Here is a 15,662-nt window from a genome sequence, read left to right on the forward strand (position 1 = left end):
ACCCCGCCCAGCCCTCCTCAAGCTCATTTCAGCCCGTGGAATGAGTGGGGAGCCTTCGCATCCGCAGGTCAAGAGTCGGTGAACACCTACCAAAATCAACCTGGAGGATGAGAAAAACCCAGTAGTCAGCGCCACATTGCGTGAAATAATTGAACTATGACTACGACAACTCCTCACGCCCAGACGGCACAGCCTGCCGTCTCCGCACGAAACCTTTCCAAAACCTACGGCATCGGTGAAGCCACCGTCCACGCCCTCAACAACGTCTCCGTCGACTTTGAGCAGGGCAAGTTCACCGCCATTATGGGCCCCTCCGGCTCGGGTAAGTCCACGCTGATGCAGACCATCGCAACCCTGGACACCCCCGACCCGAACCCGGCAACCTCCATCCGTATTGGCGGTACCGAGCTCTTCGGTCTGAAGGACAACGCCCTCACCGAATTCCGCCGCGAACACATCGGCTTCATCTTCCAGGCGTTCAACCTGGTGCCCACCCTCACCGCGGGCCAGAACATTGACCTGCCCCTGGGTCTTGCCGGTAAGAAGCCGGACCCGCAGTGGCGTGACTACCTGGTCAAGACCCTCGGCCTGGAAACCCGCCTCGACCACCGCCCCGAACAGCTCTCCGGCGGTCAGCAGCAGCGCGTCGCCATCGTGCGTGCACTGCTCGCACGCCCCGAAGTGGTCTTCGCCGACGAACCGACCGGTAACCTCGACTCCAACTCCGGCGCCGAGGTGCTGCGCCTGCTGCGTGCCGCCGCAACCGATCACGCACAGACCATCCTCATGGTCACCCACGACGCAAACGCCGCCTCCTACGCAGACCGCGTGGTCTTCATCAAGGACGGCATGGTCGCCGGCGAAATGATCGAACCCACCTACGACGCCGTCCTCGGCGCAATGGCACAGCTGGAAGGTCGATAAGCCGTGGCAACCACACTGAACACGGTGGCGCGCTCCAATCTGCGCGCCTCCAAAGGAAAATACATTCTCACGGGCATAGGCATCGCGATCTCATCCTTCTTCATCGCCGCCATTATGATGCTCACCAACTCGCTGCAGGCGACCGTCAACTCCTCCGTAGGTGACGTGCTCTCCCGCGCCGAGGCGGTTGTCGCCTCCGCCGCTACAACCAGCGACGGTAAAGACAGCACCTCTATCTACCTGACCCGTGACCAGATTCAGAAAGTAGAAAAGAGCGACCTGCTCTCCGGCTACTGGGTTCAGTATGCCGTTTCGGGCGCGCTCGGTACCGGCGATCAGAAAACCCTCGTGCAGTACAACCAGCTGCCCGCCGACTCGAGCCTCTTCCCGTACAAGGTGCAGGGCAAAATCCCCGGTAGCGACCACGAAATCATGGTCTCTACCTACTTCGCGAAGAAGCACAACCTCTCGCTGAACGGCAAGGTCACCAGCACCGACGTTGTAGAATCCGTCAGCGCCCCCGGTACCGACAAGACCGCCGAATACACCGTCGTCGGTCTGTTCGACCCCGGTTTTGAAGGCTCCACCACCAATCAGGCTGTCTTCATTGGTGGCACCAGCCTCGGCGAAGCCGCCCTGAAGGCAGCTGAGGCAGAAAACAAGAGTTCCGCGGCAGGCTACCGAAGCATGGCTGGCGCGAACCTCATCTACCTCAAGTTCAAGGACGGCGTAACCGACGCCAAGCTCAAGAGCCTGCAGGATACCCTCAGCAGCGGCGACACCAAGAACGACCCGCGAGTCATGACCGGTCAGAAGTTGCTGGAGGACTACCAGAAGACCATCTCCACGGTCTTCACCTCCATTAGCGTGGTCCTGGGCGCCTTCGCGGCACTGGCTCTGCTGGTCTCCTCGTTCGTCATCTCCAACACCTTCGCGGTGCTGGTCGGCCAGCGCATCCGTGAGCTCGCCCTGCTGCGCACCCTCGGTGCCCGTGGCGGCTCCCTCGTACGGATGCTACTCATCGAATCCGTTACCGTGGGCGTGGTGTTCTCCCTCATCGGTGCACTGCTGACCTTCCCGGTCGGCATGCTGGTGGGAAGCATGGTCTCGACCATCATGATCTCCTACACGATCACCCCGGTGATTATCAGTACCCTGATCTGCACCATCGTTACGGTTCTGGCGTCGCTCTCCCCGGCACGAAGCGCCCTGCGCATCTCGCCCATCAGCGCGATGAGCGAGCACACCAACCTTGAGGTGCGCAAGCCCGGCAAGGTCGGCCCGATCCTGGGTCTGGTCTTCGGTGCCGCAGGTATCGGCCTGGTTATGCTGGCTCAGAACCAGGGTTCCGGTGAGGGTGCCGGCAATAAGGCCATCCTCCTCATGATGGGGGCCGCACTGCTGCTCGGTATTGCGGTCTTCCTCATCACCCCGCTGGTGCTGCCGCCGCTGGTACGTGCCCTCGGTAAGGTCACCCGCACCCAGACCGGCAAGCTGGCGCTCGCCAACGCGCTGCGTTCGCCCAAGCGCACCGTCTCCACCGGTCGTGCCGTGCTGGTGGGTACCCTGGTCGTATCGACTGTGCTGACCGGTTACTCGGTGCTGAGCGCCTCGCTGACCAAAGCCCTGGATCAGCAGTACCCGATTTCTGCGCAGGCAAAGTACAGCTCGTATGACCAGTCCGAGGCAACCTCCACCGTGACCAAGGCGGAGGAAATCGCCTCCAAGGTCAAGGGTATTAAGAACGTTCAGGCATCCGCCGTCGGTTACGCAGCCGGTGTGGTTGACTACACCGTCGAATACGAGGGACAGACCGCCAACCAGAATTCCGACCTGGTGGCGCTGAGCTCCTCCGATTTGAAGGCAATCCTGCCGGGCGAAAACTCGAACCTTGCCGATGACACCGTGCTCGTACCGCAGGGCCTCTGGAAGTCCGCTGGGCTGAATGAGTCCAGCCGTCTGAAGGCACACGGCCCGCTCGGCGAAGTGGAACTCAAGCCCGTCAAGTCCGCAACCAAGCAGAACCTGCTGATTGTCAACCCTGCCACCGCCGCCAAGTTGCAGGACGCCAAGAACCCGCAGAAGGTTGCCAACCCTGCCGCTGAGGAAGCTCAGAAGCGCCTGGAAGAAGCAATCGCCAGCGGTGACAAGGAAGCTCAGACGAAGGCAGCTCACCTGACCGTCACCAGCCAGGCAACCGGTAACGACACCGTCGTTCTGGTGCGCGCCGCCTCCCCGCTGACCAGTAGCGAGAACGCGGCCCTGCAGGCTGACCTGAACCGAGCCAGCCCTGACAGCTCCTTCACCGGTGGCTTGCAGGAACGTCAGACCTACGACCAGCTGCTGACCGTTATGCTGACCTTTACCCTGGTGATGCTCATGCTCGCAGTGGTTATCTCCATCATTGGTGTGGCGAACACGATGACCCTGTCTGTCAACGAACGCCGCCGTGAGAACGCGATGCTCCGCTCGCTGGGTCTGTCCCGCAAGCAGCTGCGCCGCATGATTTCCATTGAGGCGATTCTGATTACGCTCGCCGCAGTGGTACTCGGTATGGTTTCCGGTGGTGTGATTGGTAGCCTCTCTGCGCAGATTATTATGTCTTCCATGAGTGCTTCCGCCCCGCTCGTGCTTGACCTGCCGTACGTCTGGTACGTGGTCATCCTCGTGGTGGGTGTGCTCGCCGCGATGCTCGCTTCGGCTCTGCCGGCGGCTCGTTCGGCTCGCATGTCCCCGGTTGAGGGTATGCGCGGCTAACCCGCTGTATCTGGCATAGTTACAGTACCCGGCGAACCCGGATACTCGGCGTGAGAGAGCCCCGGAGGGTGCCTCGAGAGGAGGCGCCCGCCGGGGCTTCACTGTGTCCTCTAGTCTGTCGTGCTTGTGCTCTCAGATTCTTGGAGCTGACCTGTAGCATGGCTTTGCGCGTATGATGGGTGTATGAGTACTAGCCACCCCAATCTGCGTCGCGGGTACACGCTACCCCATGAAGCGGAGGTTCTTCAGATCCTCCGTGACGCTGGTGTGCGCCGTGCCCGACTCTTCGGCAGCGCCGCCCGCGGTGAGCTGACCGAAACCAGCGACCTGGATTTTCTGGTGCAGATGCCGGGGGCGGCCCCTTTTGACGAGTTCATGCAGATGGTGGATGCTCAGCACCGCATTGAACAGCTGACCGGCCGTAGCGTTGATATGGTCACCCGGTTGCGCCCCCGCATCTATGCGGAAGCAGAACCGGACATGGTGGAGTTGCCGCTATAAGAAGTTGCCTGAGCTGATGAGCGACTTTGAACGAATCATCGACGAGATAGAAGAAACTACTTAACTAAAGAGCCCCGGAGGGTGCCTCGATCAGGAGGCGCCCGCCGGGGCTTCGCTGTGTCCTCTAGTCTGCCGTGCTCTCTATTCTGCTGTGCCCTTATATAAGGGAGCGCTAGTGGGCGATACCCGCCTCATACGCCATAATGACCGCCTGCACACGATCACGCGCACCCAACTTCGCCAACACATGCGACACATGCGTCTTCACCGTCGCCTCCGACAGTACCAACTCCCGCGTAATCTCCGCATTCGACAAGCCACGCGCGATCAAACCCAGCACCTCAAACTCACGCGGCGACAACTGCTCAATCAACTCACGATGCGGATAATCCTGCACAGGCTCAAAGCTTGCATGCTCAGCCGGAATAAACGTCGCCTTAGGAAGCTCAGAACCAGCAGCCGGGGGAATAGCAGGAACAGACTCGGCGGCAGGAGCGGTAGGAACAACAGGAGCGGGGGAGTCCAGCACCGGAATCATCTGCTCCAACAGACGGCGAGTTGCAGACGGCGCAATCACCGCATCGCCGCGGTGCACCGTACGAATCGCCTCCAGCAGCTGCTCCGGCGGGGTGTCCTTCAACAAGAAACCGCTCGCACCGGCACGCACCGCCGAATACACGTACTCATCAATATCGAAAGTCGTGAGCATGATAATGCGCACCCGCTCATCCTCGGAAACTTCACGCTCGCCGTCACGCTCCAGGATGCGGCGCGCCGCCTCCAGGCCGTCGCAGTGCGGCATGCGCACATCCATGAGGATGACCTGCGGCGCCTGCTTCTCAGACACCATGCGGTCAAAAACGTCAATCGCCGCCAGACCGTCATCAGCCTCCATAACGACCTGCAGGTCTGGCTGGGAGTTGACGAGCATGCTCAAGCCGCCGCGCACTAGGCGCTGGTCGTCAACGAGCATCACGCGAATCGGCTGGGTGGTCTGTGGTGCAGAAGAGTACATAGTTTCAATCCTAGATTACGAGGTAGTAGAGGGCACGGGTATTAGAGGTCGCGGTAGGGCAGCGCCGCCTCAACGAGCCAGCCGCCGTCGGGTTGCAGACCGTAGGTGAGGACGCCGTGGTAGAGGGCGATGCGCTCGCTCATGCCGCGCAGACCGTTACCGCTACCGGGTACCGGGCTGCTGGCGCGCTGATTTACGGCAGAGGAAACAGAGGAAACCGGGTCGTTCTGCACCCGCAACTGCAGACCGTCCTCACTCCAGTGAATGGTGACGGTGGTTGCCGCGCCGGGGGAGTGCTTGAGTGCGTTGGTGAGCGCCTCCTGCACGGTGCGGTACGCCGCCAGCTCGGCACCCTGCGGCAGGGTGCGTGCCATGGTGCCGGTGATTCCGGTGAAGGTGACGGGTAGCCCGGCGCGGCGGCTCTGCTCCACGAGGGCGGGCACGTCGCTGAGGGTGGGCACGGGCGCGTAGGCGGTTGCCTCGTCCGTGCGGAGTAGCCCGAGTAGGGAACGCATCTGGGTGAGGGAGTCGCGTGCCGTATCTGCGATGAGTTCGAGGGTCTGCTCGGCAATATCCGGTGTGCTCTGCTGCTGAACCTGACCCGACTGCTCAGCCTGACCCGACTGCTCTGCCTGTTGCGTTTGCTGTGCGCGTGCGGTGCGGGCGCTCGCGGCGGCGTAGCGTGCCCCGTCCGCCTGGGAAATAATGCTGGAGAGCGAGTGCGCCACAATATCGTGCATTTCGCGGGCGATGCGGGTGCGTTCGTCCTGCGCGGCAAGGCGGCGTTCCTGTTCCTGCTCGTATTCGAGGCGGCGGGCGCGTTCTTCGAACTCTTCGCTGCGCAGTTCGCGCATGCGGCGGGAGTCGCCGAGGAACCAGAAGACGGTGAAGATGGATCCGCAGAGAACGCCGAGCATCAGGGAGATGAAGATGCGGGCGGGTATGTCGTCCCAGTGGTAGAGGAATGAGAGTGATGCCTGCACGGTGACGGCGAGTGCGCCGACCCAGCCGAGAATGAGGCCGCGGAAGCGGGCGCGGCGGGTCCAGTGCCTGCCGATATGGTAGGCGGCGAGGCTGACCGGCGGGTAGCAGGTGAGGGCGAGTGAATCGGGGAAGGGGGACACGAGGGTGAGGCAGAGCGCCGCGATGACCACGTAGATACTGCCGTAGGGGAATCGGTAGCGGAAGTAGAGCGCGGTGGTGCTACCGAGTGCAGAGATGACCGGGATCCAGCCGTAGCCGTTGATGAAGGCAACGGAGAGCACGCAGCAGAAGAATTGCATGTGTGCGACGACGAGGACGTTCATCCAGCTGCGCTTGTCTCTGAGGTAGCTTTGCACGCGGCTGGAGGCGGTGATTGCGTCGGCGGGCAGGTCGTTGCTTTCTGAGGTGCCGCGGGTTTTCGTTACGGCGTAGCCGGGTTCGGCTGTCTCTGTGCTGTGCTGTGGGTTCTGCTGGGGTTCGGTGCGCTTGTGGGGCATGTTTCCAGTGTATCGGGGTGGTGGGGCGAGGTTGGGGGCCTCTTTTTGCTCTCACATGCAGGAATATTCTGTGGGTTTGCGTGTGGGGTTGTGTGCTTGAGTGAGTATGACACGCCGAAAATAGCTATTTTTAGTGACCTTAGTTACTTTTTTGAAAAATATTCTTTCAACTAAAACTTGAGAGTTTGGGATTGTATGGGGTTCGAATTCGAGTTTAAGAGACTTGAAACTCCCTTAAGTAACCTATTTTGGTTGAAAAACCTTCAACCAAGGCGGAGAGTTTAAGGGAAACCCCCTCATCAAACCATTTTTGGAACCATTGCGGTACAGGTCTTTGATGGGTATAGTTTTGGCTGTACCGAAATTCTGCGTCCAGGAGGCAAGGCCTCGCAGAGTGAACACCAAGCGCTCTGAAACGCGAAAGTCCCTATGCAGGGGACCGGTTACAGCATTATGTCGTTATCACCAGAGGTTAGGCGCAAGCCTACTTCACTCACTCGAATCTCATCAGGTGACGTTCTTCGCCGTGCACGACGGCGGGTGATAACTTTTATTCCTCAAAATGACATCACTCTCGAAGGACATACATGTCTACTAACATTTCTCGCCGCAAGGTTGTCGCTGGCGCAGCATGGGCTGCTCCGGTTGTCGCAGCATCTGCTGCAGTTCCCGCTTTTGCTTCCTCCACCGAATGTGAGTGGGAGTCCACCGCAGCTTACACCGCTGAAGGTAACGCTTCGGGTGCTAAGGGCACCCAGTCCTTCGTCGTTCCCCCGCTGGTCGACAAGATCAAGTTCGAGGTTGTCGGTGGCGCTGGTGGTACCAACTACGACGATATCGCAGCAGGCTCCGGTGCTAAGATCACCGGTATCATCGAGGTCAAGCCCGGCCAGACCGTTCAGCTCATCGGCGCAGCCGGTGGTATCGGTAAGGGCCCCCTGTCCCCCGCAGAGGGTGGCGAGGGCTACGGTAACGGCGGTTCCTCCAACCTGCCCACCCCCATCCCCGCAAGCGTCATGCAGCGCGTCAACGCTATTTGGTCGAAGGACTCCAGCCTGAAGCGCATCATCTACTCCGCATCCGGTGGTGGCTCCTCCGCTCTGGTTATCAACGGTACCCCCGTTGCAGTTGCAGGTGGCGGCGGTGGCGCTGGCTTCGTGAACTCCGGTGGCGCTAACAACAACGAGCAGTACGCTGCGGCTGGCGCAGTTGACGCAGGTCGCCTGTGGCCCTCCGGCGCAAAGCGCAACGTGTACCCCGTTATCGGTTCCACCGGTGGTTCCGCTGATGGTGCAGAAGGTTCCGCAGGTAAGCAGGGTGCACTGACCTACGCTGCTGACACCTCCGTCACCACCACTGTTAACGCAGGTGAGGGTGGCTCCGCAGGTATCGGTGGTAACGGTGGTTCCAAGACCGACCTGCCCTCCGGCAAGTCCCCCAACGGCGTTCTGGGCTACTCCTCCGCTAACAACCAGGAAATCTACGCTTCCTCCAAGTCCGGTAACCAGGGTGGCGACGGCTTCAAGGGTAACGGTGGCGACGGCGTTGGCTCCTACTCCTACCTGATCGACAACAACGATCGCACCAAGAAGGAAGAGGGCACCAAGAACGGTAAGGGCTACGCTCTCGAGTACGAATCCATCGGCTTCAACTTCAACGGCTACGAGTCCGTCATCTCCGCAGGTGGTGGCGCAGGCTACGGTGGCGGTGGCTCCGGTGCTTCTACCTCCTCCTCCGCAATCGTTCTGACCCAGAAGTGGAACAACAACCCCAACGGTCTGCGCCAGAACGTTGGCTTCGCACAGTTCGGTGGCGGCGGTGGCGCTGGTGGCTCCTACGTTGCTCCCGGTGTTTCCGGTGGCTCCATCGAGTCCGCAGGTAACGCTCCGACCGAACGTGGCGCTCGTGGCAACGGCTACGTCAAGGTCTCCCTCTGCAAGCGCACCGCGTAATTGCATAGACCTTTAGGGCTCTAACTCTGAGTGAGAACTCGTAACGATATTCCCCGGCTGATGATTCAGCCGGGGAATATTGTTTTAACCGGTAGTATCCATCTATCCCACCCCTCCCTAGCCCAGAGTCTGAGAACCCGCCCGCCCACTCTACCGCCCACCCGCGGCGCGTATTACGGTAGAGGCATGACTGAAGCACGTAGCATCGACCTTGCCGTCATCCCCGGCGACGGCATCGGCCCCGAAATCATTACCGAAGCCCAGCGCATCCTCACCCGCGCCTGCGAGCTCGAAAACATCACCGTAACCCCCACCCACTACAAGCTCGGCGCCGAGCACTGGCTGGAAACCGGTGAAACCCTGCCCGACTCCACCATGGACGCCCTCAAGCAGCACGACGCGATCCTCTTTGGCGCCATCGGTGCAGACCCGCGCAGCGGCAAGATTCCCTCCGGCCTCATCGAACGCGAAATGCTCCTGAAGCTACGCTTCGCCTTCGACCACTACATCAACCTGCGCCCCTCCCGCCTGTACCCCGGCGCAGTCTCCCCGCTCGCCAACCCCGGCAACATCGACTTCGTCGTCGTGCGTGAAGGCACCGAAGGCCCCTACATTGGCAACGGCGGCGTCATCCGCGGCGGCACCTCGCACGAAATTGCCACCGAAGTTTCCCTCAACACCGCACACGGTGTGGAGCGCCTGGTGCGCTACGCCTTCAAGCTGGCATCCACCCGCCGCAAGAAGGTCACCCTCGTGCACAAGACCAACGTGCTTACCCACGCCGGTCGCCTCTACAACCGCTACTTCACCGAAATCGCGGCTGAATTCCCCGAGGTCGAGACCGACTACCTGCACATTGACGCGACCACCATCTTCATGGTCACCGACCCCGCCCGCTTCGACGTGATTGTCACCGACAACCTCTTCGGCGACATCATCACCGACCTCGCCGGTGCAGTGACCGGCGGTATCGGCTACGCGGCAAGCGGTAACATCAACGCCGTCGGCGAGTTCCCCTCCATGTTCGAGCCCGTACACGGCTCCGCACCGGACATCGCCCGCCAGAACAAGGCAAACCCCACCGCCGCAATCCTCGCCGGCGCGATGCTGCTGCGTCACCTCGGCCACGATGCCGCCGCAGCCCGCATTGAGGACGCTGTTGAGGCAGATATGCGCGAGAACGGCGCGAGCGTGCGCGGAACCGATCAGGTCGGTGCGGACGTGCTCGCACGCCTCGGCTAAAGCTCGTGCGGCTAAAGCTCGCTCGATTAATACTGGCGCGGCTAAAACTCATCTGCCGTAGCAGCTGAGCAAACTACGCTCGTGGAGCTTACAAGGGAAGAAGCCCGGAAGGAACACACCTTCCGGGCTTCACCCATACCTTCACCGCGTAGCCCCTGTTCACATCCTGAATGGGAGAAAAGGTGCGCATGCGGCAAACTCATCTTTCCGGTACTCTAAAACAGGTCAGGCACACCCGCCCGGCACCTCGGCGGTGGACACCATCCACCACTAGCTTTGATGCATCCGACTAGCACAGACCGCTAGATGCACCATCTGCCCCGCACGACAACGCGCCCGGCGGCACACACCGGTCCCTCGCCCCGCCGCGAGAACCGCCACTCAAAGAACGCCCACAGAGGCAACTAGACGAAGAGGAACGCAGAACGATGGCAACCGAATTTAGCCACGAAGCAAACCAGTCACCCGCCACCGCCGAACGCCGCGCCGAAATCCTTGCAAACCCCGGCTTCGGTGACTACTTCAGCGACCACATGGTCACCATCGACTGGGAAGGCGACTACAAGACCGGCGGCACCTGGTACGACGCACGAGTTCACCCCTACGGCCCGCTGACCCTCGATCCCGCCTCCGCTGTCTTCCACTACGGCCAGGAAATCTTCGAAGGCGTCAAGGGCTACCGCCACGCTGACGGCTCCGTATGGACCTTCCGCCCCGAAAAGAACGCAGAACGTTTCGCACGCTCCGCACACCGCCTCTCCCTGCCCGAACTGCCCGCAGAACTGTTCGTCGAATCCCTGCGCGAACTCGTCAAGGCAGACGAAGCATGGGTACCCACCGGCGACGGTGAAGCCTTCTACTTCCGCCCCTTCATGATCGCAACCGAGGCGTACCTCGGCGTGCGCCCCGCAAAGCACGTGCAGTACCACGTCATCGGCTCGCCCGCAGGTAACTACTTCGGTACCCCCGAACCCGTAGACATCTGGCTCTCCACCACCTACGCCCGCGCAGGCGAAGGCGGCACCGGTGCGGCAAAGTGCGGCGGCAACTACGCGGCATCGATGATCGCCCAGACCGAAGGCGAAAAGCACGGCTGCAAGCAGGTCATCTTCAAGGACCCGCACCGCGGCGACGCCATCGAAGAGCTCGGCGGCATGAACGTCTTCTTCGTCTTCGGCAAGGAAAACAAGATCGTCACCCCCGAACTGACCGGCACCATCCTCGAAGGTGTGACCCGCTCCTCCCTGATTCAGCTCGCCAAGGACCGCGGCATGACCGTCGAAGAGCGCGCAATCACCCTCACCGAATGGCGTGAAGGCGTGGCAAACGGCGACATCACCGAAATCTTCGCCTGCGGCACCGCAGCAGTGGTCGCACCCATCGGCAAGCTCAAGGCAGAAGACTTCGAAATCCCGGCACCCACCGAGCACTTCGGCGAAATCTCCAAGAGCCTGCGCGAAGAGCTCGTCGGCATTCAGCTCGGCACCGTTGAGGACCGCCACGGCTGGATGACCCGCCTCATCTAAAACGTGAATCTAACGTAACCCGCGAAATCCCCGCAGGATGCGCCCGCACCCGGAACGCACACCCGCGGGGATTCGCTGTGCCCGGCAATATAGGGGAGGGGAGGCGCACCCCGCCGAACCTAATAGCGTTGAACCCCGCGGGGATTCGCTGTGCCCGCTAAAACCTGCCCCGCCAATTCCGCCCGCCGCCCGCGCCCTCGAAGGCTGGTACCCTAGAAAGTATGCGTATTGCACGATTTACCGTAAATAATGAGCTCCACTTCGGGCTGGTAGAAGGCGACGCAGGCGAAGAAACCCTGCGCGTCATCGCCGGCGACCCCTTCTACTCGGGCGTCGAACCGACCGGCACGACCTACCCCATCGATCAGGTGCGTCTGCTCGCCCCGATCATCCCCCGCTCCAAGGTGATTGGAGCGATCGCAAACTGGGCAGGAACCGAGGCGCCCGCCTCCCCGCAGTTCTTCCTCAAGCCCAACACCACCGTCATCGGCCCCGGCGACCCCGTGACCCTGCCCGAGTACTCCGAAGCCGTCAGCGCAGAAGGTGAACTCGCCGTCATTATCGGTCGTATCGCCAAGTCCGTGCCTCTTGAGCGCGTGCACGAGGTCATCTTCGGCTACACCGTAGCCAATGACCTCACCGCCCGCGACCTGCTCGAAGACCGCCAGTGGACCCGCGCTAAGGGCTTCGACGGCGCCACCCCGCTCGGCCCCTGGATTGAAACCGACCTGGACACCGACTCGCTGAACATCACCACCTGGGTCGATGGCGACGTCGTGCAGGAGGGCAACACCTCCGAGATGCACTACTCCGTGGCCGAACAGGTGGCCGCAGCCTCCGAAATCTTCACCCTGCTGCCCGGCGACGTACTGCTCACCGGCACCCCCGCCGGCATCAGCGTACTGCGCGACGGCAACGAAGTAGAGGTTGAAGTCGAAGGTATCGGCTCCCTCGTCACCCGCGTGCGCGACTAAGCAGTCCGCACCCAAAAACGTAACGTACATCCTGAAACACACCGTCAAGGAGACATCATGACCGAATACCACGGTCCCGTACTCAACAGCCCCGCAGACACTCGCGTCCGCTTCTGCCCCTCGCCCACCGGCACCCCGCACGTGGGCATGGTCCGCACCGCCCTCTTCAACTGGGCGTACGCACGCCACACCGGCGGCAAACTGATCTTCCGCATCGAAGACACCGACGCGGCACGCGACTCCGAAGAGTCGTTCAACCAGGTGCTCGAATCCCTGCACTGGCTCGGCATCAACTGGGACGAAGGCGTCGGCGTCGGCGGCCCCCACGAGCCCTACCGCCAGTCCGAGCGTAAGACCGCAGGCATCTACAACGAGATTTTCCAGAAGCTCGTTGAAGGCGGCTACGTGTACGAAGACTTCTCCACCCCCGACGAGGTGAAGGAACGCCGCAAGGCAGCCGGTCAGGATCCGCAGCTCGGCTACGACAACTACGACCGCAACCTCACCGAAGAGCAGAAGGAAGCCTACCGCGCCGAGGGCCGTAAGCCCGTGTGGCGCCTGCGTATGCCCGACGAAGACATCACCTTCAACGACCTCGTTCGCGGTGAAATCACCTTCAAGGCCGGTACCGTGCCCGACTACGTGGTCGTCCGCTCCAACGGCGACCCGCTGTACACCTTCGTGAACCCCGTCGACGACGCACTCATGGGCATCACCCACGTGCTGCGCGGTGAGGACCTGCTCTCCTCCACCCCGCGTCAGATTGCGCTCTACCGCGCACTCATCGACACCGGCGTGACCAGCTTCATCCCCGAATTCGGCCACCTGCCCTACGTCATGGGCCAGGGCAACAAGAAGCTCTCCAAGCGCGACCCCGAATCGAACCTCTTCCTGCTGCGCGACTCCGGCTTCATCAAGGAAGGCCTGCTGAACTACCTGTCCCTGCTGGGCTGGTCCCTCTCCGCAGACCAGGACGTCTTCAGCATCGACGAGCTCGTCGAGCACTTCGACGTACACGACGTTGTCGCCAACCCCGCACGCTTCGACGTGAAGAAGGCAGAGTCCATCAACGGCGACCACATCCGTGCGCTCGACCCCAAGGACTTCCGCGACCGCCTCATCCCGTACCTGCAGGCTGCAGGCGTACTCGGTGAAACCCTCACCGAGCGTGAAGAGCAGATCCTCACCGAAGCAGCCCCCCTCGTTCAGGAGCGCATGCAGCTGCTCGGCGAAGCACCCGGCCTGCTCGCATTCCTCTTCAAGGCTGACGAAGAAATCAGCACCGCAGACGACGCACGCAAGCAGCTCAAGGAATCCGCACCGCAGGTCCTCGCCGCCGCTATCGAGGCTCTGGAGCCCCTCGAGGACTTCACCGCAGCCAACATTGAGGCAGCCCTGCGCGCCGCAATCGTCGACGGCCTGGAAATCAAGCCGCGCCTCGCATTCGGCCCCGTGCGCATCGCAGTGTCCGGTGAGCGCATCTCCCCGCCGCTGTTCGAATCCATGGAAATCCTGGGCAAGGAATCCTCCCTCGCGCGCCTGCGCAAGCTTGCCGCTGAACTGAGCTAACCATGAGCCAGCCGAATAACCAATCCATCATCGGCAAGGCGCTGCTCAAGGGCACCCTCATGGCGCTCACCAACGCCTGCATTATCTGGCTGATTCTGTACATCGCCAACATGGACAAGTCCGTCTTGATGGTGGTCGCTGTTGTCGTTGCGGCAGCCTTCGGATACGTGACCGCCTACTTCGAGGCGCGCGCCGCCCTGAACGCTCAAGAAGCTCAGGCACGGCACGCCCGCAGTGGCGACGTGAGTAGCTCGTCTGACGGCGTAGACACCTCGGACTCTTCGCGTGAAGAGGACGACGAAGACGACTTCGTGGACCCGGGACCCGACCCGGACGCGGGCGACTTCGACGCCGGAAGCTCCAGCAGCTCCAGCAGTTCGGATTACAGCAGCTACAGTAGCTCCGACTACTCTGGCGGCGGCGATTCCGGTGGAGGCGACTCCGGCGGTAGCAGCGACTAAGCTCTAGAGAGTCCCCTTATCCAGCGGGAATCTGACGACCGAAAGGTCTGAAGAAACCCGGCGGATAAGGGGATTTTTCATAAATTTGAGAATATTTTTTGTGATGGGTGTTTCCTGTAAAACTACTAGTCAGTATGTTTTATTGGGGTGAATCTGGCTCCATTTTGGGGGGTGTGGCAAGAGTTTGGTTTGCGTACCCCGGCAAAGGCTCGTATAGTAGTACCTGTTGTTGCGACGAGCTGAAAAGTTCAAAGCGAAAACATGCGGTTGTAGCTCAGTTGGTAGAGCACCACCTTGCCAAGGTGGATGTCGCGAGTTCAAGTCTCGTCAACCGCTCCACTGAAGCCCCGAGGTTCGCCTCGGGGCTTTTTCGTTGTCTCCAGAAGTTTTATGTCTCCAGAACTTATTAGCCTTCGGAGGTGAGGGTAGCGGGTAGGAGTCTTGTGATCTTTTCCGGAGTGACTGCTTTAGCGAGCTTGCTGCTGGGGAAGCAGGGTGGGAAGAAAAAATCTTCAAAAAATTTAGGGTGCAAAGCGTGTGGGGGAGCGGCTGAAACTACTCTCCGAGTCCTCTTGAAGTCGTTTTGAGGGGGTAAAATCGGCTCCAAAACCCTCTTTTTGAAGAAATTTAAAAAACTTTTCGACCCCAAAAACCCCGGAATTCCGCGGAAGTAGCGGGTATAAAACCGTGAATGTGAGGCGGCTCTCCAGATTTCAGCTTGCACGCCTCCAGAAAGACCCGTATAGTTATTACTCGTTCCGGTGAAAAGCCGAAAGGCAAAAATCGGAATGGTAACTCAATAGAGTAATGGGATATGGTGTAATTGGCAACACGAAGGTTTCTGGTTCCTTTGTTCTAGGTTCGAGTCCTGGTATCCCAGCTAACCTCCACTATGGAGGTTGCGGCCCCATCGTATAGCGGCCTAGTACTCCGCCCTCTCACGGCGGCAACACCGGTTCAAATCCGGTTGGGGTCACACTAGGAAATAAACCCTCAGTCTTCTGACTGGGGGTTTATTTGTTTATCGGGCAAAACTGAGTCCAGATTCTACAGTGCCGCCGTGAGCCTCTCACGGCGCCGCTCCTTACGTCGCGGCACTCCGGGGCATGATGGATTTCCTCGCGCGCTCGGCATCATGCACCCTCCGTCACCTGTTCATCCCGGTTGGGGTCACCACTAGGAAAAAGCCTGGTTTCTTCGGAAGCCAGGCTTTTTTGTTTATCCAGCGAAAACTGGATTGAGATTCAGCCATGACTTAGT

11 protein-coding genes and 3 tRNA genes are annotated in these 15,662 nt (G+C 60.7%); 12 read left to right on the plus strand and 2 right to left on the minus strand.

Going from position 1 to position 15,662, the window contains the following annotated elements:
- The first annotated feature begins 156 nt into the window (after positions 1-156).
- The 3 genes from LPB405_RS07895 (at position 157) to LPB405_RS07905 (ending at position 4,182) form a co-directional block, all read left to right on the plus strand.
- Positions 157-924, plus strand: a complete 768-nt coding sequence (locus LPB405_RS07895) for an ABC transporter ATP-binding protein (RefSeq protein ID WP_049348985.1) — start codon at positions 157-159, stop codon at positions 922-924.
- A 3-nt stretch (positions 925-927) separates the two neighbouring features.
- Positions 928-3,681, plus strand: a complete 2,754-nt coding sequence (locus tag LPB405_RS07900; protein WP_219101104.1) for an ABC transporter permease — start codon at positions 928-930, stop codon at positions 3,679-3,681.
- 183 nt (positions 3,682-3,864) lie between these two features.
- The gene (locus LPB405_RS07905) at positions 3,865-4,182 is read left to right on the plus strand and encodes a nucleotidyltransferase family protein (RefSeq protein ID WP_049345616.1); all 318 of its coding nucleotides are present in this window, start codon (positions 3,865-3,867) and stop codon (positions 4,180-4,182) included.
- A 172-nt stretch (positions 4,183-4,354) separates the two neighbouring features.
- On the opposite strand, the gene LPB405_RS07910 is transcribed toward LPB405_RS07905, so the two are convergent.
- Both LPB405_RS07910 and LPB405_RS07915 read right to left on the minus strand, forming a co-directional pair.
- The gene (locus LPB405_RS07910; protein ID WP_219101106.1) at positions 4,355-5,197 is read right to left on the minus strand and encodes a response regulator; all 843 of its coding nucleotides are present in this window, start codon (positions 5,195-5,197) and stop codon (positions 4,355-4,357) included.
- A 41-nt stretch (positions 5,198-5,238) separates the two neighbouring features.
- A complete protein-coding gene (locus LPB405_RS07915) occupies positions 5,239-6,678 on the minus strand; it encodes a histidine kinase (RefSeq protein ID WP_219101108.1) in 1,440 nt (479 codons plus the stop codon).
- A gap of 587 nt (positions 6,679-7,265) precedes the next feature.
- Between LPB405_RS07915 and LPB405_RS07920 the strand changes: the two genes are divergently transcribed.
- From LPB405_RS07920 to LPB405_RS07960, 9 genes are all read left to right on the plus strand, one after another.
- A complete protein-coding gene (locus LPB405_RS07920) occupies positions 7,266-8,630 on the plus strand; it encodes a hypothetical protein (RefSeq protein ID WP_219101109.1) in 1,365 nt (454 codons plus the stop codon).
- A gap of 186 nt (positions 8,631-8,816) precedes the next feature.
- On the plus strand, positions 8,817-9,872 hold the full coding sequence (locus LPB405_RS07925) for a 3-isopropylmalate dehydrogenase (RefSeq protein ID WP_219101111.1): 1,056 nt from the start codon (positions 8,817-8,819) through the stop codon (positions 9,870-9,872).
- Positions 9,873-10,300: 428 nt separating this feature from the next.
- Positions 10,301-11,398, plus strand: a complete 1,098-nt coding sequence (locus LPB405_RS07930) for a branched-chain amino acid aminotransferase (protein ID WP_070593443.1) — start codon at positions 10,301-10,303, stop codon at positions 11,396-11,398.
- A gap of 221 nt (positions 11,399-11,619) precedes the next feature.
- Entirely contained in the window at positions 11,620-12,372 is a 753-nt protein-coding gene (locus tag LPB405_RS07935) for a fumarylacetoacetate hydrolase family protein (protein WP_219101113.1), read from the plus strand.
- A gap of 57 nt (positions 12,373-12,429) precedes the next feature.
- Positions 12,430-13,941, plus strand: coding sequence for a glutamate--tRNA ligase (gene gltX / locus LPB405_RS07940; RefSeq protein WP_219101115.1), 1,512 nt, complete (start codon positions 12,430-12,432; stop codon positions 13,939-13,941).
- Positions 13,942-13,943: 2 nt separating this feature from the next.
- Positions 13,944-14,402 carry a hypothetical protein gene (locus LPB405_RS07945; RefSeq protein ID WP_219101117.1) on the plus strand — a complete coding sequence of 153 codons (459 nt, stop codon included), beginning with the start codon at positions 13,944-13,946 and terminating at the stop codon, positions 14,400-14,402.
- 263 nt (positions 14,403-14,665) lie between these two features.
- Positions 14,666-14,741: transfer RNA gene (locus LPB405_RS07950), tRNA-Gly, on the plus strand.
- A 469-nt stretch (positions 14,742-15,210) separates the two neighbouring features.
- A tRNA-Gln gene (locus tag LPB405_RS07955) sits at positions 15,211-15,282 on the plus strand.
- 23 nt (positions 15,283-15,305) lie between these two features.
- Positions 15,306-15,378 (plus strand) — tRNA-Glu (locus LPB405_RS07960).
- Positions 15,379-15,662: the final 284 nt, after the last annotated feature.

The sequence above is a fragment of the Rothia mucilaginosa genome, from assembly GCF_019334805.1.
Classification (GTDB): Bacteria; Actinomycetota; Actinomycetes; order Actinomycetales; family Micrococcaceae; genus Rothia; species Rothia mucilaginosa_C.